The sequence below is a fragment of the Aeromonas sp. 95A genome (assembly GCF_051919235.1).
GTDB lineage: Bacteria > Pseudomonadota > Gammaproteobacteria > Enterobacterales > Aeromonadaceae > Aeromonas > Aeromonas veronii.
The window spans coordinates 2,240,560-2,262,928 of the sequence record NZ_JBQBFC010000001.1; the positions used below are offsets into that span (position 1 = coordinate 2,240,560).

Consider the following 22,369-nt stretch of genomic DNA (forward strand, 5'->3'; position numbering starts at 1 on the left):
CAAACAAAACCAATTCATTTACTTGTAACCAAAATGTAAACAAACTGACCTCTGCATTCGCCATAACAGTCACTTTCCATTGCCCTGCAACCAAAAGGATCCTGTGATGCAGAAAACCCTCAGTTATGCCGCCCTGCTGCTGGTCAGCCAGTTCCCGCAACTGGCACTGGCCGATACCGATGTCTATCTCACCAACAACAGTCCTGAACCGCTCCAGATCGACATCCGCCAAAGCGGCAGCGGCCAGCTGCAACCCGGCAGTCAGTGGAGCCAGCACCGCACCGAGCTGGGCCCGAGGGAGAGCGCCATGGTACTCAGCTTCAATCGCTATGAGGGGGTAAAAGCGGGCAAGAGCTATCTGTTCGAAACCCGCGTGACCACAGCGGCTGGCGATGTCTATCGCCTCAACCAGCTGATGGAGGGAACCTGGTGGAACACCACCTTGCAGCACGGTGGCGAGACGCCGACCAGCGCATCCGGCTGGCAAAACGATAGGGAGATCCATCGCGTTGCGGGGCCACAAGAGCTGGCCTTTGCCGCCAAGTTCACCGGCCGCTACGACGATCTGCACTATATGATCACGCCCCCCCAAAAACGGGAGCAACCGGAACCGGCAGAAAACAGGCTCAAGGTGGCCAGCTACAACGTCTGGGCACTGCCGGTGATCGCCTCCAGCATCGGCGAGCGGTTGACCTTGCTGCCTGATTATCTCAAGGGCTATGACGCCCTACTGCTGCAAGAGGTATTCGATGGCCGCCGCGAGGGCTTTTTGCAGGCGCTGGCGAAAGAGTACCCCTACCAGACCAAAGTACTCGACAAGCCCGGGGTCAACATTCATGACGGCGGCGTGGTGATCGTCAGCCGCTATCCCATAGTGCGGGAGGCCCAGCTGGTCTATCCCCAATGTACCGGCACCGACTGCTTCGCCGACAAGGGGGTGATGTACGCCGAGGTGATCAAGGGGGGCAAGGCGTGGCACCTGTTCGCCACCCACACCGCCAGCTTCGACACCGACGAGGCGCGCAAGCTGCGCCAGATCCAGTTCGGTCAGATCCGCTCTCTGGCAGCCAGCCTCAAGATCCCCGCCAGCGACACCGTCATCTACGGCGGCGACTTCAACGTCAACAAACGCAAGTTTGCCGATGACTACGCCAATATGCTGACCAATCTGAACGCCCATGAACCCGCCTATGGCGGCTATACCGAAGCCACCTTCGATCCCAGGATCAACCCCTATGCCGGTGGCCCGCTCTCCGGTGGCGCCAACGTCGAGTATCTGGACTACCTGGTAGTGAGCCGGGAGTACGGCAGCGCCAGCCACAACCTCAACACGGTCTGGATCCCGCGCAGCAGCGATGGCAGCCTCTGGCCCGCCAGCAACCTCTCCGATCACTTCCCGGTCAAGGGAGAGATCAGCCGATGACTCGCCGTTACGGGATACTGGCGCTGGCTATCCTGACCCTTTTGCTGGTGAATCTGGGCTGGCAGGAAGAGCCGTCTCCGATATCGCCAGAACGGTCGGAGACGCCTTCTCCGGCCGATATGCAGTTGCCAGCAGAACCGGGGAGCCCGCCTCCCCGCATGTCAAACGCTGAGGGGATGGATGGCAAAAGCAAAGAAGTGCCCAGCAGCTGGCAGGCGATGCCGGATGAACTGATCACCCAGCTTGCCAGCGAGATCAGCGACAGCGAGTTGCCGCTGGCGCAGCGTGTGAGCAATCTGGAAGCAACAGAGGCCGAGTGGCTGAGCGAGGGAGAGAGCCTGATCCGGTTACAGGGGCGCTATGCCCTGGCGCTGGATCAGTTGGCACAGGAGAGCGAACAGTTACCGCTGGCAGAGCGGCTGGACGCCCTCAGCCGCTTGCAGGACCGGTGGGCAGCGGATCATCCGGATCTAGCAGGCGAGCTGTTCAACCCGGATGCCCGCCTGCAGCAAGCCCGTCAGCTGTGGGGAGATGAGGAGCTGGCCACCCAGGCCCATCACTTCCTGCCCGCAGAGAAGGCCGAAGCCACGCTGGCATTTGCCGGGGCGCGCCAGCAACAGCTCGATCAACGCAGCCGCTACCAGCGAGAGCTGGCCGAGCTGGAGCAGCAACTGGCGATCAGCCAACAGCAGATGGATCCTGCGCTGTGGCAACAGCACAAGGAGGAGGTATTGAGCCAGTGGCGTCGTGACTTCTTCGCACGGGAGCAAGGCAAACCCTGAGGTCAGCGCTTGCCCTTGAACTGCTTGACGCTGCGTTTGGCCTGAGTACGGCGATTGGCCTGCTTGTCACGAGGGGGGCGCTTGCCCTCCCCGCTGGCAGGCTGGTCGGTGACCGGGAATCCCGCCAGATCGCCCAACGGCAGCTCGCGGCCGGTCAGGGTGCGGATAGCTTGCAGCATGTCACTCTCGCCATGGCAGACCAGCGAAATGGCCAGCCCCTCGCGACCAGCCCGGGCGGTACGACCGATGCGGTGTACGTAAACAGGGGCGCTGGCGGGCAAGTCCAGATTGATCACCACCGGCAGCGCCTCTACATGGATGCCGCGCGCCATCAGGTCGGTGGCCACCAGCACCCGAATTTTGCCCTCTTTGAAATCGCCGAGCGCCTGCTCGCGCACCGCCTGCTCCTTCTCGCCATGAAGGGCGACCACCGCAATGCCCGCCTTGGCCAGCTTTCTGGCAACCCCGTCGGCATCATCCCGCGCACTGATAAAGACCAGCACCTGCGGCCACGCCTGCTCCTTGAGCAGGCTGATGAGCGCCGGGACCTTGCTGCTCTTGTTGACCAGATAGAGCCGCTCTTCGATCTCGTTCACCACGCTGTTGAGGGGGTTGGCCTCGATACGGGTAGGCTCGCGCAGCAGGCCGTTGGCCAGCGTCTCCAGCTCGGCAGGCAAGGTGGCGGAGAAGAGCAGGGTCTGGCGATCCGCAGGAATAAAGCCGAGTAGCGCCTTGATGTCGGGAGCAAAGCCCATCTCCAGCAGGCGATCCGCCTCATCCAGCACCAAGAGTTGTAAACCATCCAGCCCCAGCAACTGTTGGGTCAGCAGATCCCGCAACCGCCCCGGCGTGGCGACCAGCAGCTGTGGCCCCAGCGCCAGTTCGGCCTGTTGCCGCTCCTGCGCAACGCCCCCACACAGCGTCACGATACGCAGCCCCAGCGCCTCGGCGCCCTCTTCAAGCGCGGCAGTGACCTGAGTCGCCAGCTCGCGGGTTGGCACCAGCACCAGCCCCTGCACCTGACTGGAGGAAGAATCCAGCCGTTGCAGCAGCGGCAAGCCAAACGCCAGCGTCTTGCCGCTGCCGGTCTGGGCCAGTGCCAGCAGATCCTGCCCCGCCAGCGCCGCCGGAATGGCCAACTGCTGGATGCGGGTAGGCGTCTGCAAGGTGACGGGCAAAGAGGCAAGCAAGTCGGGATGAAGGGCAAGTTCGCTAAAGGTCATGGCGCTACGTCAACAAAGAAGTGGGAGGCGAAGTCTAGTGAGCGGGGGCCGAGAAGTAAAACCCTATCCATGATGGCTTGGCCGAGGGGCGCTGGCGACGGGCTGACTACACTTTAGCTGACCCATCACCAAGAGAGACCCGCCATGACCAGACACATCCCCCTTCTGCTGCTCGTGGTCACCCTGCTCGGCAGCGCGACTCTCGGCCTGTCGCAGACTCCGGAGAACGACGCAGCCCCCGAGCAGCCTAAACCGGTGCGCATCCTCAATGCCCACCTTGGCGAGCTGCCAGGGCTGATCAATGCCGACAAGACAGGCCCCTTTGTCGATCTGGTACACGCCATCGATGACCTCTACCCCGATGTAACCATCAAGATCACCATCTACCCCATCGCCCGTGCCATGGCTGGGGTGATCTCCGGCAAGGCTGATCTGGGGCTGCCCGCCATCCGCAACCTCAAGGATATCGATATGCTGGCTTATCGCTTCAGCACCCGCAGTTTTGGCAAGGTTGCCCATGTGATTTACAGCAATACCGCCTATCCGGTCACCACGGATATGGCCTACGGCATAGTGCCCACCAAACGGGATCTGCTGATCGAGGCCGTTCCCGACTATATGCCCTTCCCGGTGCAGCGCTCGATGAGTATCGAGCAGTCACTGCGCAAGCTCTCACGCGGCCGTATCGACGCCTTTGTCTGGGCGCAAGAGGAGGCCGACCTGATGCTCAAGCAGCTGGGGCTGACCAATATCAGGCGAGAATTTTTCGGTGATTTCGAGGATGTCTTCATCATCCAGAAAGGGGCTGCTGGTGATGAGATGGACGAATTTCTCCGCCAAGCCATCGATCAGCTGGCCGCCACCGGCAAACTGGCCGAGATCTACGAGAAGATCCACCGCCCCTATGTGGAGTGGCAACCCTCCCCAACCGCCAAGGTTGAACCGGCAACCACCCCGCCCGCTACGCCCTGAACAGAAAGCCCGCCATGACAGCATGCCCCGACCATATGTGCCACATACTGTTAGGCCAATTAGACCCGTCTGATAGAGACTACTCAGTTAGCCAGAGCGAACTGGCTATAGCAATTGGTTACACCACAACTAGTGTCCACTTTCCGGTACATCCCGGTTATTTAGCGTGGGGGCTATGCCTGCTCTTCGGTGAGGGGTCTGACGCTCAGCACTGGGGCGGCGTCGATTTCGTCTGCATTCATCATGGAGGAGATGCGTTGCAGGGAAGAGAGCAGCAGCGTCTGCTCCCACGCTTCCAGTGCCTGAAAACGCTGGATGAAGCGCTCTTGCAGCGGGGTCGGGGCCTGAGCCAGCAGGGCGCGGCCTTCGTCAGTCAGTGTCGCGTGAACCTTGCGCTTGTCGGTATTGCTGCGAACGCGCTGCACCAGTTGGCGGCTCTCCAATCGGTCCATGATGGTGGTGGCGGTGGCCTGGCTCATGTTGGTGTGATCGGCCAGCTGACGCATGGAGATCTGTCCCAGCTCGTCGATCCCTTTGAGCAGCAAGAGTTGCGGGGAAGTGAGCCCGGCTTCTTTGATCAAGCGCCTGGAGTGCATGTCTATGGCACGAATAATCTGGCGCAGGGCGACCAGCACTTCATCATGTTTTTCCATGGGGTGTGCGTCATTGGAGGGCTATGGAGAGGGGCAAAATTTTCCGCCTAATTCGTCACAAGGTCAATATGGTTTTTGTTGTAATGATTTCTGCTCTAATTAATTTTGTGTTAGGTTGACGGGCATTTCACGGAATTCACCCTGACATTTGAGGAGCGAAATGATGAATGACGAGCTGGATATCAAGTCTCTGGTGGCCGAGTTACGTGTGGTCAGAGTGCGCTATGAACTGCCGGATACCTCGGCTTTTGTGCGCTATCAGCCTGCCTATGATGAAGACCCCAACAACCTCAAGGTACACCACTATGATGGTGAGTTACCCCTCTCTTGCAGTGAGACAGGTACTTTCAACCTAAAGGAGTTGGTGAATGAATTGCGCTACGCCTATGTGCTGGTGCACCTCTTTCCTGACGAAAGTGCCATGAACTTCTATCTGACCGGCCTCGATACCGGTCTGGCTCAGCTGGAGTTCATCGGTGGCTCTTACGACTTCAACCGCCTCTGGATCACCAGCGGTATCTCCAATCTGGGCGTCCCCATGGCCATCTTCCTTGGCAAGCGTCACGCCGTGAATGGCCAGCCCTCGGTTTCGCTGGTGGATCACCGCGAACAGGCGGCTGGCAAACTGGTCTATCGTGCCATCGGCGGCGCCGGTGATCATGTGGGCGAAGACTTTTTCAACAACGACTAAGGAGGCTGGATGCGAGCAAGCAAAGGGCTATTGAAAGGCCTCAACCCCACCATGGCCATGACGGCCCTCACCGTGATCACCCTGTTTTTGCTGTTTGGCGTATTTGTTCCCGATACCGCGGCCGCCTGGTTTGTCGGTGCCAAGGATCAGATTATTGCCGGGTTCAAGTGGTACTACATTCTGGTGGTCGCCCTGTTCCTGTTCTTCGCTGTCTACCTGATGTTCAGCCGTTTTGGCAGCATCCGGCTGGGTGACGACGACCAGGTACCGGAGTTCGGCTACTTCGCCTGGTTCTCCATGCTCTTTAGCGCAGGCATGGGTATCGGTCTGGTGTTCTGGAGCATCGCCGAGCCGATGAACCATCTGCAGGGCAATCCGTTCATTACCGAAGGGATGACCCCGGAAGCGGCCCAGATCGCCATGCGCCTCACCTTTTTCCATTGGGGCCTGCACCCCTGGGCCATTTATGTGATCGTCGGCCTGTCACTTGCCTTTTTCAGCTACCGGCGCAAGTTGCCGCTGGCTATCCGCTCTGTACTTTACCCCATCCTTGGCGAGCGGATTTACGGTTTTTGGGGCCATGCGGCCGATGTGCTGGCGGTGTTCGGCACCGTGTTCGGGGTGGCGACCTCCCTTGGTCTGGGGGTCTCCCAGATGAATACCGGCCTCAACCAGATGTTTGGTATGGCGGTGTCGCAGTCCAACCAGCTCTGGCTGATTGGCGGTATCAGCCTGATCGCCACTCTGTCGGCGGTTTCCGGGGTCGGGCGCGGAGTGAAAATCCTCTCCGAGCTCAATATCTGGCTGAGCGTCTTCGTACTCGCACTCTTTCTGGTGCTGGGGCCGACCACCTATATCCTCAACGCCTATGTGCAGAATATCGGTGATTACCTGCAGAACATCGTCAAACTGAGCTTCTGGACCAACACCGAGGCCAACGGCACTTCTGCCTGGCAGTCGAGCTGGACAGCGTTTTACTGGGGCTGGTGGATTGCCTGGGCGCCGTTTGTCGGCATGTTTATCGCCCGCATTTCCAAGGGGCGTACTATCCGCGAGTTTGTGCTCGGTGTGTTGCTGGTCCCCTCGCTGCTCGGCATGTTCTGGCTCACCGTGTTTGGCGGTACGGCGATGAATCTGGAGCTGTTTGGCGGTGGCGGCGTGGTCGCTGCGGTCAATCAGGATGTGACGCTGGCGCTCTACAAAACGGTCGAGCTGCTGCACTGGGATACCTTCGGCTGGATCGCCAAGGCAGTGTTGACCCTGCTCATCTGCACCTACTTCATCACCTCCAGTGACTCGGGCACGCTGGTCATCACCACCCTGCTCTCCATCGGTGATCAGGAGCCGCCGGTACTGCACCGCGCCGTATGGGGTCTGGGGCAGGGGCTGGTTGCCGCTATCCTGCTGGTCTCTGGCGGCCTGGCAGCCTTGCAGGCAGCCAGCATCATAGCCGCGCTGCCGTTCTCGGTGATCATGCTGGCGATGTGCTATTCGCTGATGCTGGGGCTCAAGCAGGAGAGCCAGCGCCAGTTTGAGTATCGCCAGAATCTCAAGCGTCACGATGGCTCATCCCATATGAGCCTGATGGAGCGAATTGGTCCAGCATAACAGCACCAGCAGGGGTTAGCGCCCCTTTACATATAAACCTGGATGCAAAACGGCCGCCCTGGCGATGCTCTCTTTGCGGAGCTCATCATCAGGGCGGCCGTCTGTTATGGGGCCGAGGTTACTCCTCGATAAAGGTCCACTCATCCTTGATGCGGCTGATGGCATCGGTGCGCTTTTTGGCGAGCTGCTCCTTGATCTCTTCTCCCTTGTAACCGGCCGCCACTATCTCTTTCACCGGCACCGCCTGGGCGGCAGCCAGCGCTTCTGCCACATAGTCCGGCTCGGCGTAGACCCGCTCCTCGAAACCGGTGCGGCCGTGGAAGCCGGCGCGGCAGGCATCCAGCAGCTGGGCAAAGCGCTCGGGGCGACGCCAGGCATCCGCCTTGTCGAACACCTTGAGCAGGGTGGCGGGCTTGAGCTCAAAGGCGATATGGATGTGGGTGTGCAGATCGCTCACCAGCAGCGCCAGATCCCGGCACTCATTGGGTACCCGGAACCGCTCGCACAGAGCGCGAATAAGCGGCAGCCCCTTCTGGCCGTGACCGTGATGGCTTGGCCAGAACTCCTTGGGGGTGACTCCCTTGCCAAGGTCGTGGCAGAGGGCAGCAAAGCGGACGGTCAGCTCGGGGAGATCCGGCACGCCTGCTCCAGCACCATCAGGGTGTGGATGCCGGTGTCGATCTCCGGGTGCCACTTGGCCGGGGCGGGGACGCCGAACAGAGCGTCGATTTCGGGGAAGAGTGCCTTCAGGGCGCCGCACTGGCGCAGCACCTCGATAAAGATCTGCGGGGTCGGCCCCAGCAGCACCTTCTCCAGCTCCTTCCAGACTCGCTCCGGCGTGAGGTGGGCCAGCTCGCCAGCGGCCGTCATCTCGCTCATCAGGGCGAGGGTCTCCGGCGCTATGGTAAAGCCTTGAGCGTGGAAGCGGGCGGCGAAGCGGGCGACCCGCAGGATGCGCAGCGGATCTTCGGCAAAGGCAGGAGAGACGTGGCGCAGCAGCCGCTTTTCCAAATCCTCAATGCCACCGTAGGGATCATGGAGCTGGCCCTGATCATCTTCGGCGATGGCGTTGATGGTGAGATCCCGGCGCAGCAGATCCTGCTCCAGCGTCACATCCGGGGCGGCGTGGCAGACAAAGCCGGTGTAGCCCTGACCCTGTTTGCGTTCGGTACGGGCGAGGGCATACTCCTGCTGGGTTTTGGGGTGGAGAAACACGGGAAAGTCGCGACCGACCTGGGTAAAACCCAGCGCCAGCATCTGCTCCACGGTGGCGCCGACCACCAGATGATCCCTGTCGCCCTGCGGCAATCCCAGCAGGCGATCCCGCACTGCGCCCCCAACCAGATAAGTCTGCAAACCGTCTCTCCCGTCATCAATCGTGGGGCCGAGTATATCGTCTTTGTTACCGCTTTGCTGCCTGACCACCACCTGGCCGCAGCGCCAGTCAGCGCGGCTTTGACTTGGGCGTGACGAGGCCTTACGCTGCCGCACCAGACAGCTGGCGCTGTGCTGCGGGATGACTTTATGCCCGCTCAGGCCAGATGAGCCGAAGGAACCGCAGAGTTCCCCTTATATCAACGACATGAGAACAACGTGAATCAATCAACCTTCGCAAGCCGGGTTCTGGAGTGGTATGAGCTTCATGGCCGCAAAACCCTGCCCTGGCAGCAGGAGAAGACCCCTTACCGGGTCTGGGTCTCGGAGATCATGCTGCAGCAGACTCAGGTCGCTACCGTGATCCCCTATTACCAGCGTTTTATGGCACGCTTCCCTGATGTGGTGACGCTGGCCGATGCCCCCGTCGACGAGGTGCTGCACCACTGGACTGGGCTTGGCTACTACGCTCGGGCCCGCAACCTGCACAAGGCGGCCCAGCAGATCCGCGATCACCACCACGGTCTCTTTCCCGAGCGCTTTGACGAGGTGATGGCGCTGCCGGGGATTGGCCGCTCAACCGCCGGGGCCGTGCTGTCGCTCTCTCTGGGTCAGCCCCACGCCATCCTTGATGGCAACGTGAAGCGGGTACTCACCCGCTGGCTGGCGCTGCCGGGCTGGCCCGGCCAAAAACAGGTGGAGAACGAGCTGTGGGAGATCGCCATCCGGCTCACCCCCAAGCTGGGGGTGGCGCAATACAATCAGGCAATGATGGATATCGGGGCCACTATCTGCACCCGCAGCAAGCCTGCCTGTGATCGCTGTCCGGTGCGGGCCGATTGCCAGGGGCTGTCGCAAGGCAAGCCTACCGCTTATCCCAACAGCAAGCCCAAGAAGAGCATTCCGGCCCGCGATGGCATCATGCTGCTGATCCGTCACGGTGATGAGCTGCTGCTGGAGAAGCGGCCGCCACAGGGGATCTGGGGCGGGCTCTACTGCTTCCCGCAGGTGGCTTCGCTGGCGGAGGTGGATGGTCTGCTGGCGTCCCTCGGCCTGAGCCATCACGGTTATCGGGAACTGGCCGGTTTTCGCCATACCTTCAGCCACTTCCATCTCGATATTCAGCCGCTGCTGATTGACATTGATGAGGCGCAGCCGCTGCGGCTCATGGAAGCAGATAACCGACTCTGGTATAACTTACGCCATCCTGCCGAGGTGGGGCTGGCGGCCGCCACGGCCCGTCTGCTCGCCTATCCAGAGTTACAACCATAGAGGTCAACATGAGCCGTACTGTATTTTGCCAACGCCTGAAAAAAGAGGGCCCGGGTCTGGATTTTCAACTCTATCCCGGTGAGCTCGGCAAGCGGATTTTTGACAACATCAGCAAGGAAGCCTGGGCCGAGTGGCAGAAGAAGCAGGTGATGCTGATCAACGAGAAAAAGCTCAACATGATGAATCTTGAGCATCGCCAACTGCTGGAAAAAGAGATGGTCAGCTACCTGTTTGATGCAGGTGAAGTGCAGATCGAAGGTTACACCCCGCCTGCCCAGTAAGCTCTCCGGCTGTTGTACGTGTGAACAGGTGCGGGAATGGCGCCACACTGGCGTGACCGCTCCTGAAGTCGCAGCAAATGAATGATGGGCAGCTCTGCTGCCCGGTTTGAGGATCCTATGGGCCGAATTTTTTGGCTGCTGTGCACCCTGCTGTTTCTCTCTGCCTGCTCATCCTCCCCCAAGCCCAGCGGGAGTGAGGATGACGATCTGGTCAACGGCAAGGACATCCGCGGTTTTGAACACATGATCAGCGCGCTCTCCCATAACGTGAACGAGATATGGGGGCGGGAGGCGCTGTTTGCGGGCAAGTTTGACTACGTCAAATACACGGATCAGTACAAGAGCCGGGCCCACATCGACTTCTCCAGCGGCCACATCATGGTGGAAACGGTATCTGGCATCGATCCCCGCGCTCACCTGCGTCGCGCCATTATCGAGACCCTGCTGACGCCGGACGATCCGGCCGAAGTGGATCTTTACTCCGATCGGGAAATTCTGACCGGCGGCGAGCCCTTCCTCTACGGTCAGGTGCTGGACAATCAGCGCCAACCAATCCGCGCCTCCTGGCGCGCCGAGCGTTATGCCGATTACCTGCTCAACACGGCGATGAAGAAGCGCACTCTGGGTATTCGCACCATCTTCTTCGTCGATATTCCCATGGTGGCCAACCATGAAGATCGACGGGGCTATAAGTATGCGGGGATCATCCGGGAAGCGTCGCGCAAATACGGCGTGCCGGAGAGCCTGATCTATGCGGTGATCAAGACCGAGAGCAGCTTCAACCCCTATGCGGTGAGCCATGCCAACGCTTATGGCCTGATGCAGGTCATTCCGGCGACGGCTGGTCGTGACGTCTATGTGCGGGTCAAGGGCAAGAACGGTCAGCCGACCCGGGAGGAGCTGTTCAACCCAGCCTACAACATCGATGTTGGTACCGCCTATCTGCACCTGTTGCAGACCGTCTATCTGGCGGATATCGAGGATCCGCGCTCCCGTCGCTATGCGGTGATCTCCGCCTATAACGGTGGTGCGGGCGGGGTACTCAATACCTTCTCCAGCGATCGCAAGGCGGCGCCGGGCCGGATCAACCGGCTCTCCCCCGAGGCGGTCTATCAGGTGTTGACCGAGCAGCATCCCAAAGAGGAGGCGCGCCGTTACCTCTACAAGGTCAATCAGGCCGAGAAGGGGTTCAAGAGAGCCTTTGCCAGTCGGGCCGGTTAAGCGGTGACGCTGGGTTAACCATGCAAAAGGGCGCTTGATATCAAGCGCCCTTTTAACATCTGGCCAGTTCGTCGTTGAAGTGGCCTTATTTGGCGATAAAGCCGCCCTTGGTCTGCGGGGCCGCGCCCACTTTCTCTAGGGTTTTGACTTCCACTTCGGTCTTGTTCCAGCTGTGGTCCACTTCACCACGGATACGGATCTGATCATCCGGGCCCACTTCGGTGCCACGCCACACATCCTGATCTACTTCTACCTCTACTTCACCGCTGGCATCGCGGAACAGATAGTTCTCGCCGCCCAGGTGCTTGACCAGTTTCCCTTCCAGGGTGGCCCAGCTGTCATCGGCCAGATCTTTCAGTTGAGCAACGGAAACCTTGTTCTGCTCTTGCGGGCCGGTATAGGCCGCCATGGCAAAAGAGGAGACAGACATCAGGGTCAACAGTCCGATTACGCTTGCGCTTGCCTTGTTCATTTCATACTCCTGTCGTTGGTATGAGGGCATTGTGCCGCGCGGGGCGTGAAACAAGCGTGAAAGAAATACGCAGATGTGATTGTCTGTTTTGTGAGCGCAAGCGATTTCATCGGTGATGGAACATGTGTGATTTCATCTGGAACTGTAATCTGTCGCCTTCACCAGAAGTCAGTGGTGGCAGACTCTTCCCGTGCTTGCCGCCATTCGAGGGGAAGTCCGCAGGTCTCACCTGCTTAATCGAAGAGCATAACAATATGAAAAAATGGCTTGTTTGTTTATTGGGGTTAATGGCATTGACCGCGCAAGCGGCAGAGGGACGCCAGCCTTTTTCCCGGGTCGTGATGTTTGGTGACAGTCTCTCCGACACCGGAAAAATGTACAAGAAGATGCGGGGATATCTCCCCTCCAGCCCACCCTACTTCAACGGGCGCTTCAGCAACGGTCCGGTGTGGCTGGAGCAGTTGCGTGACCAGCATTTCCCCGGTCTGGTCGTGGCCAACGAGGCGGAAGGCGGCGCGACGGCGGTGGCCTATAACCATCTAGGCGCCCTCAACGGCTGGCTCGGTTTCTGGTCTTGGGATCCCAAATATCAGGTGATCAATAACCTTGACTACGAGATCGATCAATTCCTGAAAAAGGATAAGTTCCGCCCCGATGACCTGGTGGTGATCTGGGTCGGTGCCAACGACTATCTGGCTTATGGCTGGAACACCGAGCGGGATGCGGATCGGGTGATCGATACCATCCGGCTGGCATCCAACCGGTTGGTGCTCAACGGTGCGCAGCAGATCCTGCTGTTCAACATCCCGGATCTGGGGCAGACCCCGTCAGCCCGCAGCATGAAGGTGGTGGAGAAGGTGCGCCATGTGGCCAGCTACCACAACCAGCGGCTGCAGAACCTCACCCGCGAGCTGGCCCCCCTCGGCATCGTGAAGCTGTTCGAAGTGGACAAGCAGTTTGACGAGATGGTGCGCGATCCGCAGCTGTTTGGTCTGAGCGATACCGAGCACGCCTGTTATGACGGCGGCTATATGTGGAAGCCTTTCTCAGGCAGCGCCGCCGAGGTTGCCCCGGCTCCGGCTTTGAGTCTGTCCGAGAGGGTGGCGATCGCCGGTAACCCGATCCTGGCGCAGGCGGTGGTGAGCCCGCAGGCAAAACGTAGTGCCGCAGCCCTCAACTGCGATGAGCATATGTTCTGGGATCAGGTGCATCCGACCAAAACCGTGCACACGGCACTGAGTCAGCGCGTGGCTGATTTTATTGACCGAAACTACGAGTTTGTTCGTCACTGATTCCTCACAGGGGCCAGCATTCTGCTGGCCCCTGTTCTCCCCCGAGCCCTGATCAATACGTCTTTTGGCGTCACACTTAGTTCAAATAACAAACATTTGTTGCTGTTTTTGTAACGTGGTTGCGTTAGAGTGTTTTTTGTTAATTGATATCAGTGACTTGAAAATAGGCTAACGTTGATATGCTGCGATCGCTTTTGGGTGGTTGCACCTATAAGACGAGGTGATATCAATCAACCTCCTCCTACATAAAGTTGCAGAGGCTCAAACATGAAAAAATCATTGATTACTTTGCTGGTTGCCGGCTTGCTGGCGGCCAATGCCCAGGCTGCCGGTCAAGACAACACCTGGTATGGCGGTGCCAAACTGGGTTGGTCCAACTTTTACGGCATTGATGAAAGCAACAGCTTTACCCTCGGCAATGAGACCAATGATGCTCTTGGGGCTGGTGTATTTTTTGGCTATCAGCTTAACAAGAACTTGGGCATCGAATATGGCTACGATTATCTGGGTAAGTACAAATATGATGCCCGCTCAGCCACGGGCGCAGCGTTTCAAGATGAAGTTCAGGCCCAACTTATTCATTTATCATTGAAGCTGGGCTTCCCTGTAACTGATAGCCTCGACCTGTACGGACGTATCGGCGGCGGTTATGCGGCCGCCAACAGTGATCTGAAAGGCGGTGATGGCCGGTTCAACTTTGTCAGCGCGCTGGGTGCCGAGTATGCGTTCAATCTCGACTGGGCCGCTCGCCTGGAGTATCAGTACACCACCCCGTATGGCAGCCGTGATGATACCGGTCTGCGAATGGATAACGGCCTGCTCTCGCTGGCAGCGGTTTATCGCTTTGGTCAGGTTGCCCCTGTGGCGCCCGCCCCGGCTCCGGAACCTGCTCCTGCACCTGTGATGGTTGAGAAGCAGTTCACCCTGAGCTCCGATGTGCTGTTTGACTTCAACAAGGCGACCCTCAAGCCAGAGGCCAGTCAGGCACTGGATAGCCTCTATAGCCAGATTGAAGAGGCGCGACCCAAGGATGGCGTGGCAACCGTAATTGGTCACACCGACCGTATCGGTTCCGATGCCTACAACCAGAAACTCTCCGAGCAGCGTGCCCAGACCGTTGCCAACTATCTGGTTGGTAAAGGGATTCCGGCCGCCAAGATCAATGTGGAAGGGCGTGGTAAATCCTCACCGGTTACCGGCGACAGCTGCGTCAGCAAGTCCAAGCGTGAGCTGATCGTCTGCCTGGCTCCGGATCGCCGTGTTGATGTGAAAGTCGAAGGTGTCAGCGAGGTGCAGGAGTAATCCTCCACACTGAGCAGAGTTCCACTAGGGCTGGAATGAACAGCCCCTGTCGGAGCAAGAGAGACCAAAAAGCCAGTCAGTTGATCTGACTGGCTTTTTACATTGGCATTGCGGTCGGGCAGGGGACTAAATCAGGAAGGGAGAGGCATCACCCGGTTGCGCCCCAGCTCCTTGGCCTTGTAGAGCAGCTTGTCGGTACGTTCGACCAGACAGTCTGCGCTCTCCTGACCGTTGAACTCACCCACGCCAAACGAGGCTGTGATGTGATCGATGCGGCGGCCCGATTTGCGATCCAGAATCGACATCCGCTCGATGGCGCGGCGCATGCTCTCCGCCATCTGTCTGGCCAGCGCCAGCGAGCGATGGGGGACCAGCATGGCGAACTCCTCGCCACCCAGTCGATAGGCGGTGACCCCCTCCTTGCAGGCATCGCGCAGCCGTTTGCTGAAGGCTCGCAGCACCTGATCGCCGAGCAGGTGCCCATATTCGTCGTTGAAATTTTTGAACCGATCGATATCGGCGAGGATCAGCGAGAAGGGGTGCTGACTGCGGATCAACCCCTCCAGCTCCAGATCGAAGGCTCGGCGGTTGAGCAGGTTGGTGAGGGCATCCTCGTTGGCCAGTTTGCGGGTTTCGTTGAGCGCGGCACGCAGCTCCTTGATCTCCTTCTCGGCATTGCTGAGCTGGCTGCGAAAGTGCATGGTGGACATGCGTACATCCCGCGATTCGCGCACCAAGTCTCGCAAGATGCCCATGGTATCTTCCAGGCTCAGCCCCTCATCGTCGATCTTACTTAACTTGTCGAAGCTCTTGTCGAGCATCTCCTGAAACATACCGGTATCGGAGATGGCATCCTGCATGGAGTGGCCGAGCTCGTTGGCCATGGCTGCAAGGTTGAGCTTCATCGCCTCCATCTGCTTCTCGTCCTGAGCAGCCAGATACTGGTGATAGAGCCGCTCGCAAGTGGTGAGCGAGCAGGTTCCCTGCATTTTGACAGCCTGATCAATCGCCTGGTTGAGCTCGGGCATGCTGGCCGAGACATAGTTGTACCACAGGTGGTAATTGTCCGGCGTCGTGGGGATCTGGTACTTGATCATCAAAGGGACCGCCTGTTTGAGATAGGCGGCGGATTGGGCAAATGTGTCCTTACTCATGAGTTCTGTGTCTCATCATGCCAGCGAACTGAAGATAGTATGACAGAGAGATTGGCCAAAAGGCAGCCGATGGATGCCATTCGCCCCCCCCTCCGATATAATGGCACCGTTACCACCTACCCTAAGGCCTGCTTATGTCTCAAAAAGATCCTTTCCTCGAACGCGAGGCCGAAAAATACGATAACCCCATCGCCAGTCGCGAGTTGATCATGGAACTCATCAAGGGCCATGAAAAGCCCATGTCCCGTGAAGAGTTGGCCAAGGTCCTCAAGCTGAAAGATGAAGAGCCGTTGGAAGCCTTGCGTCGTCGTCTGCGCGCCATGGAGCGTGATGGACAACTGGTATTCACTCGCAACCAATGTTATGCCCTGCCGGATCGCCTGAATCTGGTCAAAGGTTATGTAATCGGCCACAAGGATGGCTTCGGTTTTCTGCGTCCGGAAGGTGGTGGTCCGGATCTGTATCTGAACAACCGAGAGATGCAACGCCTGATGCATGGCGATTACGTGCTGGTGCAGCCGACCGAGATCGACCGCAAGGGTCGTCAGGAAGCGCGTCTGGTGCGCCTGCTCAAGTCCCGTGAGGCAGACATTGTCGGCCGTTACTTCGTCGAGAATGGTGTTGGTTTCGTGGTGCCGGATGACAGCCGTATCGGCCAGGACATCATCATCCCGGAAGGGGAAAGCAAAGGGGCTCGCCAGAGCCAGGTCGTGGTTGTGCGCATCAATCAGCGCGCCACCTCCCGCATCAATGCCGTCGGCACCGTACTGGAAGTGCTGGGCGAGAACATGGCGCCGGGCATGGAGATCGAAATTGCCCTGCGTACCCACGGTATCCCGCACACCTGGCCGGAAGAGGTGACCAAAGAGGTTGCCGGTCTCGGTGAGCAGGTGCCGGAGAAAGCCAAAGAGGGCCGCATCGACCTGCGCGCCCTGCCGCTGGTCACCATCGACGGCGAAGATGCCCGCGACTTCGATGACGCTGTCTTCTGTGAAGCCAAACGCGGTGGTGGCTGGCGTCTGTGGGTTGCCATTGCTGACGTTTCCGCTTACGTGAAGCCCGGCACGGCGCTGGATGCCGAAGCGTATCAGCGTGGCAACTCCGTCTACTTCCCCGAGTTCGTGGTGCCCATGCTGCCGGAGGTGCTCTCCAACGGTCTGTGTTCTCTGAACCCGCAAGTTGACCGCCTCTGCATGGTGTGCGAGATGACCATCTCCGCCGCTGGCCGCATGTCCGGTTACAAGTTCTACGAAGCGGTAATGAACTCTCACGCCCGTCTGACCTACACCAAGGTGGCGGCGATCCTCGACGGGGATCCCAAGCTGCGTCAGCAGTATGATCCGCTGGTGGGCCATATCGAGGAGCTCAACAACCTCTACAAGGCGCTCAAGCATGCCCGCCATCAGCGTGGCGCGGTGGAGTTCGAGAGCGAGGAGACCCGCTTCATCTTCAACGCCCAGCGCAAGATCGACCGCATCGTGCCGCTGGTGCGCAACGATGCCCACAAGATCATCGAAGAGTGCATGATCCAGGCGAACGTGGCTGCTGCTCGTTATATCGAGAAGAACGAAGCTGCTGCCCTGTTCCGGGTCCACGATCGTCCGGGCGAAGAGCGTCTGACCGGTTTCCGCGACTTCCTGGCCGAACTGGGTCTGGAGCTTAAAGGTGGCCTCGAGCCCGAGCCGAAAGATTTTGCCGAGCTGGCCGCCAAGTTTGAAGGTCGCCCGGATGCGGAGCTGCTCTCCACCATGCTGCTGCGCTCCATGCGTCAGGCCATCTATCAGGCCGACAACATCGGTCACTTCGGTCTGGCCCTGAAGTCCTACGCGCATTTCACCTCGCCAATCCGTCGCTACCCAGACCTGATCCTGCACCGGGCGATCAAGTACCAGACCGCCAAGGAGCAACAGGGCAACCTGCGGCACAAGTGGACCCCGAGCGGTGGTTACCACTACCAGCTGGAAGAAGTGGACCCGATGGGCGAGCACTGCTCCATGACCGAGCGCCGTGCCGACGATGCCACTCGCGACGTGGCCGACTGGCTCAAGTGCGAGTACATGCTGGATCACGTGGGTGACGAGTTTGACGGCGTTATCGCCAGCGTCACCGGCTTTGGCTTCTTCGTGCGTCTGGCGGAGATCCACATCGACGGTCTGGTGCACGTCAGCACCCTCACCAACGACTACTACCAGTTTGATCCCCTGCACATGCAGCTGATCGGCGAGAACTTCCGCCGTCGCTACCGTCTGGGTGACAAGGTGCGGGTCAAGGTGATGGGCGTGAACCTGGATGATCGCAAGATCGACTTCGTGATGGTGGAAGAGCCGCTCAAGGCCACCGGCAAGAACGCCAAAGAGATGGCGCGCAAGCAGGCCGAGATCAAGAAAGAGAAGGCCAAGAGCGCCCAGCGCCACGAAAAACGTAAAGAGGGCAAGGATCACGGCAAATCCGACAAGGGTGGCCGCGCCAAACCGAGCAACAGACGACCGAGCAAAAAGGCTCGCGATAAGGCCAAGAGCACTAAATGAGTACAGAACTGATCTACGGCATTCACGCTGTCACCGCGCTGCTGGAGCGCACACCCGAGCGCTTTATCGAAGTGTGGGCCCTCAAGGGGCGGGATGACGACCGGCTGCAACCTCTGCTGGCCGAGCTGGAGTCCCTCGGCTTGCGCGTGCAGAGCGTGAACCGCAAGACCCTTGATGACAAAGCGGAAGGCAACAATCACCAGGGCATCATGGCCCGGGTGAAAGAGGCGCCGAAGCTCGCCGAGCACGATCTGGCCAGCCTGCTGGACGAGTTGGCGGCACAACAGAGCCAGCCCTTCCTGCTGGTGCTGGATGGCGTGACCGATCCGCACAACCTCGGCGCCTGCCTGCGCAGTGCCGATGCTGCCGGGGCTCATGCTGTCATCGTGCCGCGGGACAAGGCCACGGGTCTCACCCCAATCGTGCGCAAGGTCGCCTGTGGCGCCGCCGAAGTGGTGCCGCTTATTCAGGTCACCAACCTGGCCCGCACCCTGCGCGAGCTGCAGGAGCGCGGCGTCTGGATCGTCGGCACCGCTGGCGAGGCCGATCACGACCTCTATCAGGCCAAACTGACCGGCCCGATGGCGCTGGTGATGGGTGCTGAAGGCAAAGGCATGCGCCGTCTGACCCGCGAGCACTGCGACGAGCTGGTGAGTATCCCGATGGCGGGGGCGGTATCCAGCCTCAACGTCTCGGTGGCGACCGGCGTCTGCCTGTTTGAAGCCGTGCGTCAGCGCCGCGGTTAATCATGCTGACTGACAGACCCCCCTTCGATTGGGCGCAGGTCGCAGATAAAGAGGAGGCCGCGCGCCTCCTCTCTTTTGCCCGTCCGCTGACCCTCAGCCCGAAAAGCTGCCTCTGGCATGCCGGCGACAGCCCGGATCTGCTGGTCAGGGTGGAGCAGGGGTTGCTGCGGGCCAAGCTGGTGCTGGAGGATGGCCGCGAGTACATCAAGGAGTTCTACTGGGAGGGGGACGAGTTTCTCGACTTCCACCACCTGCTCAGTGGTGAGCCGGCCCGCTACAGCGTGGAGGCGCTGGAGCCCTGCCGTTTGCAGCTGTTCAGTCTGGCCGACTTGCGCCAGCTGCCCGGCTGGCCGCGTTGGTATCAGCACCTGCTGGAGGTACAGCTGCGCATCAAGGAGGAGAAGGAGCAGTTGCTGCTGACCGGCAGCCCGCAGGCGCGCTATCAGCACTTTCTCGACAGCTTTCCCGCACTCGATGCCAGAGTGCCCGACCACCAGATCGCCGCCTATCTCGGCATTACTCCCATCAGCCTGAGTCGCATTCGCAAACGGCTGAAAGAACTTAACAAAGGTTAATGCAGGGCGCTGGCGCCACGATTATGCTGGCAGGCCGAACTGATAAGGAGTTGCCGATGAACTGGATCCTGAAACCCTGGTCTGAACTGACCACTGACGAGTTGTATGAGTTGCTGGTGCTGCGGGCCGAGGTGTTCGTGGTGGAGCAGACCTGCCCCTTTCAGGATCTGGACGGGCTCGATCGCCGCGAAGGGGTCTGGCACCTGCTCGGCTATCAGGGCGAGCTGCTGGCCGCCTATGCGCGGATCATGGCGCCCGGCATCGGCGATGAGAACGGCGCCGCCATCGGTCGGGTGGTGACCTCACCCAAGGCGCGTGGCGGTGGTCTTGGTCATAAGCTGATCGGCGAGGCGGTCAAGGCGTGCGAGGCGCGCTGGCCGACTCACAGCATCTGGCTGGGGGCGCAGGCCCATCTGCAGGGCTTCTATGGCCAGCACGGTTTTGTGGCGGAAGGGGAAGGCTATCTCGAAGATGATATCCCCCATATGGGGATGCGCAGAGTGGTGGCATAACCACTCGTCAGAGTGATTCAGAATGCAGAAGGGCCATCCCGCGGGATGGCCCTTCTCTTTATCGCCAGGCGATCACTTCTTCTTTTTCTTCTTGGCGGACTTCTTCTTGTCGACCGGCTTTTTCTTCTTCACCGGTACCCGCGCTTCCTTGTGTTTCGGGCGCAGCTCGTCGATCACCCGGCGCTTGAGGCGCTCCTCGGTGTAGCGCTCGATCTTGGCGACCATCGCCATGTCGTGGGCTTCCACCAGGCTGATGGCACAGCCACGGTTGCCAGCTCGGCCGGTACGACCGATCCGGTGGACGTAGACATCGGCGCCGTAGGGCATGTCGTAGTTGATGACATGGCTGACGTTCGGCAGGTCGATGCCGCGGGCGGCGACGTCGGTGGCGATCAGGAAGGCCACTTCCCCTTCGTGGAACTTGCGGATCGACTCGATACGCTTGCTCTGCTCCATCTCGCCACGGATCCAGGCGCAGGAGATACCTGCAGCCTGCAGCTGGCCGGAGAGCTCCGCCAGACGCTCGCGAGTCTTGACGAAGATGATGGCTTTCTGGGTTTCCGGATCTTTCAGGATATGGGTCAGCAGCGCCAGCTTGTGGGCGGCGTCATCGGCCAGATGGATCCACTGGGTGATGGGGCGACGTTCGCTGCGGGGCGGCTCGGCGTGCAGCTCCACCGGATCCTTGAGGATCTCGTTGGCGAACTTCTCGAGGCCGGCCCCTTCCAGGGTGGCGGAGAAGAGCATGGTGTGCTTGCGGTAGCGCGCTTCGGCCACGATGCGGTTCACATCCTTGATAAAGCCCATGTCCAGCATGCGGTCCGCTTCGTCCAGCACCAGCACCTCGATGTCGTGGCTCTCGAACTCCTCTTTCTCGATGTACTCGAGCAGACGGCCCGGGGTTGCCACCACTATGTCGGTGGTTTTGGTCAGAGCAGGCAGCTGCTCTTCATGGCTGACGCCGCCGATGATGGTCTCGATGCTGAGGTTGGTGTGAGCCGCCAGCGCCTTGGCGTGGGCGGTCACCTGCAGCGCCAGCTCGCGGGTCGGGGTCAGGATCAGCATGCGGCAGGGGCCCGGCTTGCGGCGCGGGAAGTCCAGCAGGTGCTGGAGTGCCGGCAGCAGGAAGGAGGCAGTCTTGCCGGTACCGGTCGGAGCGGATGCCAGAATATCGCGGCCGTCCAGGGCTGGCTCCAGCACCATCTGCTGGATGGTGGTGGGGCGGGTGAATCCCATCTCGGCCAAGGCCCGGTTGAGGGCTGGGTGCAGGTCGAAATCATCAAAGGACTGGCTCATGGCAATACTCGGTCATTAAGGAAACGGCAGATTATAGGCGATTATCTCGTCGGCTCCTATTGGTGAGTGTGTCTTAGCCGCTATAATCGCCCACCATTTTTGCAGATGACGGGGGCCAGATGGGACGTAGTCGCGGATTTACCTTCAAACAGTTCCATATCAATCACGATCGCTGCGCCATGAAGGTGGGCACCGATGGCATTTTGCTCGGTGCCTGGGCGCCGGTCGAACAGGCGGGTCGAGTGCTCGATATCGGCACCGGCAGCGGCCTGATCGCTCTGATGCTGGCCCAGCGCAGCAGATCTGACTGCCGTCTTGATGCGGTCGAACTGGATATTAATGCGGCCAGTCAGGCGCGGGAGAATGCGGCTGCTTCTCCCTGGGCCGATCGGGTGACCGTCATAGAGAGTGCCATTCAGGATTATCAGGCTGACCCTTACGATCTTGTCGTCTCCAACCCTCCCTATTTCGTGGCAGGCCAGTCATTTAGCGATCCGGCACGGGCTTTGGCCCGCCATACCGGTGCCCTCGACAGCCACGCATTACTGGCTGCCTGCAATCGTTTGCTGAGCCCGAACGGGCAGGTGGCGCTGGTGCTGCCGACGGCGATGGCCGATGAAATTTTATGCATTTCGGCGAATTATGATCTGCATGGCATTTGTTATACAGCTGTTATCACCAGAGAGGGTAAAGAGGCAAATCGTGTTTTATTGCTACTTGGCAGAGGATTAAACAGGTGTGAGAGGGGTGAAATTGTGATCCATTCTGCTGACGGGGCCTATTCCGACAGATATATCCAACTGACCAACCCCTTCTATTTGAAGATGTAAATTTCGTCTTGAACTATTTTTTCACGCCATTATGCTGGTTCCAGATCGAGCGCCCGCTCCAGACCAGCTAAAACCACTGGTTGCGATGAAAAAACATGCGGGGCTCTTTTTTTATACCCCCTGAACACACCCGGTCAGCGACCGATAAAAACTATAACAAGC

Annotated in this window: 20 protein-coding genes and 1 pseudogene; 15 read left to right on the forward strand and 6 right to left on the reverse strand. The window is 59.5% G+C overall.

The window, feature by feature from the left end:
- The first annotated feature begins 106 nt into the window (after window positions 1–106).
- Together ACTG2U_RS10010 and ACTG2U_RS10015 are read left to right on the forward strand one after the other, a co-directional pair.
- A complete protein-coding gene (locus tag ACTG2U_RS10010; RefSeq protein WP_439974425.1) occupies window positions 107–1,423 on the forward strand; it encodes a sphingomyelin phosphodiesterase in 1,317 nt (438 codons plus the stop codon).
- A complete protein-coding gene (locus ACTG2U_RS10015) occupies window positions 1,420–2,205 on the forward strand; it encodes a hypothetical protein (protein ID WP_439974426.1) in 786 nt (261 codons plus the stop codon). Before ACTG2U_RS10010 ends, ACTG2U_RS10015 begins: the two co-directional genes overlap by 4 nt.
- Window positions 2,206–2,207: 2 nt before the next feature.
- On the opposite strand, the gene ACTG2U_RS10020 is transcribed toward ACTG2U_RS10015, so the two are convergent.
- A complete protein-coding gene (locus ACTG2U_RS10020) occupies window positions 2,208–3,428 on the reverse strand; it encodes a DEAD/DEAH box helicase (protein ID WP_439974427.1) in 1,221 nt (406 codons plus the stop codon).
- A 144-nt stretch (window positions 3,429–3,572) separates the two neighbouring features.
- On the opposite strand from ACTG2U_RS10020, the gene ACTG2U_RS10025 reads away from it, so the two are divergent.
- Window positions 3,573–4,400, forward strand: coding sequence for an ABC transporter substrate-binding protein (locus ACTG2U_RS10025; RefSeq protein ID WP_439974428.1), 828 nt, complete (start codon window positions 3,573–3,575; stop codon window positions 4,398–4,400).
- Between the two features lie 173 nt (window positions 4,401–4,573).
- Here ACTG2U_RS10025 and ACTG2U_RS10030 read toward each other — a convergent pair whose 3' ends face one another.
- Window positions 4,574–5,053, reverse strand: a complete 480-nt coding sequence (locus tag ACTG2U_RS10030; protein ID WP_150389731.1) for a MarR family winged helix-turn-helix transcriptional regulator — start codon at window positions 5,051–5,053, stop codon at window positions 4,574–4,576.
- Between the two features lie 163 nt (window positions 5,054–5,216).
- On the opposite strand from ACTG2U_RS10030, the gene ACTG2U_RS10035 reads away from it, so the two are divergent.
- Both ACTG2U_RS10035 and ACTG2U_RS10040 read left to right on the forward strand, forming a co-directional pair.
- Window positions 5,217–5,744, forward strand: coding sequence for a hypothetical protein (locus tag ACTG2U_RS10035; protein WP_005335836.1), 528 nt, complete (start codon window positions 5,217–5,219; stop codon window positions 5,742–5,744).
- 9 nt (window positions 5,745–5,753) lie between these two features.
- Entirely contained in the window at window positions 5,754–7,352 is a 1,599-nt protein-coding gene (locus ACTG2U_RS10040; RefSeq protein ID WP_005335834.1) for a BCCT family transporter, read from the forward strand.
- A 118-nt stretch (window positions 7,353–7,470) separates the two neighbouring features.
- On the opposite strand, the pseudogene ACTG2U_RS10045 reads toward ACTG2U_RS10040, so the two are convergent.
- Window positions 7,471–8,708, reverse strand: a pseudogene (locus tag ACTG2U_RS10045) (multifunctional CCA addition/repair protein).
- Between the two features lie 237 nt (window positions 8,709–8,945).
- Between ACTG2U_RS10045 and mutY the strand changes: the two are divergent.
- The 3 genes from mutY (at window position 8,946) to mltC (ending at window position 11,500) form a co-directional block, all read left to right on the forward strand.
- A complete protein-coding gene (mutY, locus tag ACTG2U_RS10050; RefSeq protein WP_439974429.1) occupies window positions 8,946–9,998 on the forward strand; it encodes an A/G-specific adenine glycosylase in 1,053 nt (350 codons plus the stop codon).
- An 8-nt stretch (window positions 9,999–10,006) separates the two neighbouring features.
- Window positions 10,007–10,279, forward strand: coding sequence for an oxidative damage protection protein (locus ACTG2U_RS10055; protein WP_005335828.1), 273 nt, complete (start codon window positions 10,007–10,009; stop codon window positions 10,277–10,279).
- 117 nt (window positions 10,280–10,396) lie between these two features.
- Window positions 10,397–11,500 (forward strand): membrane-bound lytic murein transglycosylase MltC, encoded by a 1,104-nt coding sequence (gene mltC, locus ACTG2U_RS10060; RefSeq protein WP_042052484.1) that lies wholly within the window; start codon window positions 10,397–10,399, stop codon window positions 11,498–11,500.
- 85 nt (window positions 11,501–11,585) lie between these two features.
- Here mltC and ACTG2U_RS10065 read toward each other — a convergent pair whose 3' ends face one another.
- Window positions 11,586–11,972 carry a YgiW/YdeI family stress tolerance OB fold protein gene (locus ACTG2U_RS10065; RefSeq protein WP_005335826.1) on the reverse strand — a complete coding sequence of 129 codons (387 nt, stop codon included), beginning with the start codon at window positions 11,970–11,972 and terminating at the stop codon, window positions 11,586–11,588.
- A 254-nt stretch (window positions 11,973–12,226) separates the two neighbouring features.
- Between ACTG2U_RS10065 and ACTG2U_RS10070 the strand changes: the two genes are divergently transcribed.
- Window positions 12,227–13,264 (forward strand): SGNH/GDSL hydrolase family protein, encoded by a 1,038-nt coding sequence (locus tag ACTG2U_RS10070; protein ID WP_439974430.1) that lies wholly within the window; start codon window positions 12,227–12,229, stop codon window positions 13,262–13,264.
- A gap of 267 nt (window positions 13,265–13,531) precedes the next feature.
- Entirely contained in the window at window positions 13,532–14,566 is a 1,035-nt protein-coding gene (gene ompA, locus ACTG2U_RS10075; protein WP_439974431.1) for a porin OmpA, read from the forward strand.
- 131 nt (window positions 14,567–14,697) lie between these two features.
- On the opposite strand, the gene ACTG2U_RS10080 is transcribed toward ompA, so the two are convergent.
- The gene (locus ACTG2U_RS10080) at window positions 14,698–15,720 is read right to left on the reverse strand and encodes a GGDEF domain-containing protein (protein ID WP_439974432.1); all 1,023 of its coding nucleotides are present in this window, start codon (window positions 15,718–15,720) and stop codon (window positions 14,698–14,700) included.
- Between the two features lie 134 nt (window positions 15,721–15,854).
- On the opposite strand from ACTG2U_RS10080, the gene rnr reads away from it, so the two are divergent.
- The 4 genes from rnr to ACTG2U_RS10100 are packed head-to-tail and all read left to right on the forward strand — an operon-like array spanning window position 15,855 to window position 20,081.
- On the forward strand, window positions 15,855–18,248 hold the full coding sequence (gene rnr / locus ACTG2U_RS10085; RefSeq protein ID WP_439974433.1) for a ribonuclease R: 2,394 nt from the start codon (window positions 15,855–15,857) through the stop codon (window positions 18,246–18,248).
- Window positions 18,245–18,994, forward strand: coding sequence for a 23S rRNA (guanosine(2251)-2'-O)-methyltransferase RlmB (gene rlmB, locus ACTG2U_RS10090; protein WP_069554628.1), 750 nt, complete (start codon window positions 18,245–18,247; stop codon window positions 18,992–18,994). The genes rnr and rlmB overlap by 4 nt, the downstream gene beginning before the upstream one ends.
- A gap of 2 nt (window positions 18,995–18,996) precedes the next feature.
- Entirely contained in the window at window positions 18,997–19,569 is a 573-nt protein-coding gene (locus tag ACTG2U_RS10095) for a Crp/Fnr family transcriptional regulator (protein WP_108612042.1), read from the forward strand.
- Between the two features lie 56 nt (window positions 19,570–19,625).
- Window positions 19,626–20,081 (forward strand): GNAT family N-acetyltransferase, encoded by a 456-nt coding sequence (locus ACTG2U_RS10100; protein ID WP_335819949.1) that lies wholly within the window; start codon window positions 19,626–19,628, stop codon window positions 20,079–20,081.
- Between the two features lie 72 nt (window positions 20,082–20,153).
- Here the strand turns inward: ACTG2U_RS10100 and srmB are convergent, their stop codons facing one another.
- Window positions 20,154–21,377, reverse strand: a complete 1,224-nt coding sequence (gene srmB / locus ACTG2U_RS10105; protein WP_236399255.1) for an ATP-dependent RNA helicase SrmB — start codon at window positions 21,375–21,377, stop codon at window positions 20,154–20,156.
- Window positions 21,378–21,496: 119 nt separating this feature from the next.
- Here srmB and ACTG2U_RS10110 point away from each other — a divergent pair, with 119 nt between their 5' ends.
- Window positions 21,497–22,207: a tRNA1(Val) (adenine(37)-N6)-methyltransferase gene (locus ACTG2U_RS10110; RefSeq protein WP_439974434.1), complete on the forward strand. Its 711-nt coding sequence runs from the start codon at window positions 21,497–21,499 to the stop codon at window positions 22,205–22,207.
- Window positions 22,208–22,369 lie beyond the last annotated feature (162 nt).

Bases quoted from the DNA above. Each gene is read 5' to 3' on its own strand.
- ACTG2U_RS10010 (WP_439974425.1), top strand. From the start codon at position 107: ATGCAGAAAACCCTCAGTTATGCCGCCCTGCTGCTGGTCAGCCAGTTC.
- ACTG2U_RS10015 (WP_439974426.1), top strand. From the start codon at position 1,420: ATGACTCGCCGTTACGGGATACTGGCGCTGGCTATCCTGACCCTTTTG.
- ACTG2U_RS10020 (WP_439974427.1), bottom strand. From the start codon at position 3,428: ATGACCTTTAGCGAACTTGCCCTTCATCCCGACTTGCTTGCCTCTTTG.
- ACTG2U_RS10025 (WP_439974428.1), top strand. From the start codon at position 3,573: ATGACCAGACACATCCCCCTTCTGCTGCTCGTGGTCACCCTGCTCGGC.
- ACTG2U_RS10030 (WP_150389731.1), bottom strand. From the start codon at position 5,053: ATGGAAAAACATGATGAAGTGCTGGTCGCCCTGCGCCAGATTATTCGT.
- ACTG2U_RS10035 (WP_005335836.1), top strand. From the start codon at position 5,217: ATGAATGACGAGCTGGATATCAAGTCTCTGGTGGCCGAGTTACGTGTG.
- ACTG2U_RS10040 (WP_005335834.1), top strand. From the start codon at position 5,754: ATGCGAGCAAGCAAAGGGCTATTGAAAGGCCTCAACCCCACCATGGCC.
- ACTG2U_RS10055 (WP_005335828.1), top strand. From the start codon at position 10,007: ATGAGCCGTACTGTATTTTGCCAACGCCTGAAAAAAGAGGGCCCGGGT.
- mltC (WP_042052484.1), top strand. From the start codon at position 10,397: ATGGGCCGAATTTTTTGGCTGCTGTGCACCCTGCTGTTTCTCTCTGCC.
- ACTG2U_RS10065 (WP_005335826.1), bottom strand. From the start codon at position 11,972: ATGAACAAGGCAAGCGCAAGCGTAATCGGACTGTTGACCCTGATGTCT.
- ACTG2U_RS10070 (WP_439974430.1), top strand. From the start codon at position 12,227: ATGAAAAAATGGCTTGTTTGTTTATTGGGGTTAATGGCATTGACCGCG.
- ompA (WP_439974431.1), top strand. From the start codon at position 13,532: ATGAAAAAATCATTGATTACTTTGCTGGTTGCCGGCTTGCTGGCGGCC.
- ACTG2U_RS10080 (WP_439974432.1), bottom strand. From the start codon at position 15,720: ATGAGTAAGGACACATTTGCCCAATCCGCCGCCTATCTCAAACAGGCG.
- rnr (WP_439974433.1), top strand. From the start codon at position 15,855: ATGTCTCAAAAAGATCCTTTCCTCGAACGCGAGGCCGAAAAATACGAT.
- rlmB (WP_069554628.1), top strand. From the start codon at position 18,245: ATGAGTACAGAACTGATCTACGGCATTCACGCTGTCACCGCGCTGCTG.
- ACTG2U_RS10095 (WP_108612042.1), top strand. From the start codon at position 18,997: ATGCTGACTGACAGACCCCCCTTCGATTGGGCGCAGGTCGCAGATAAA.
- ACTG2U_RS10100 (WP_335819949.1), top strand. From the start codon at position 19,626: ATGAACTGGATCCTGAAACCCTGGTCTGAACTGACCACTGACGAGTTG.
- srmB (WP_236399255.1), bottom strand. From the start codon at position 21,377: ATGAGCCAGTCCTTTGATGATTTCGACCTGCACCCAGCCCTCAACCGG.
- ACTG2U_RS10110 (WP_439974434.1), top strand. From the start codon at position 21,497: ATGGGACGTAGTCGCGGATTTACCTTCAAACAGTTCCATATCAATCAC.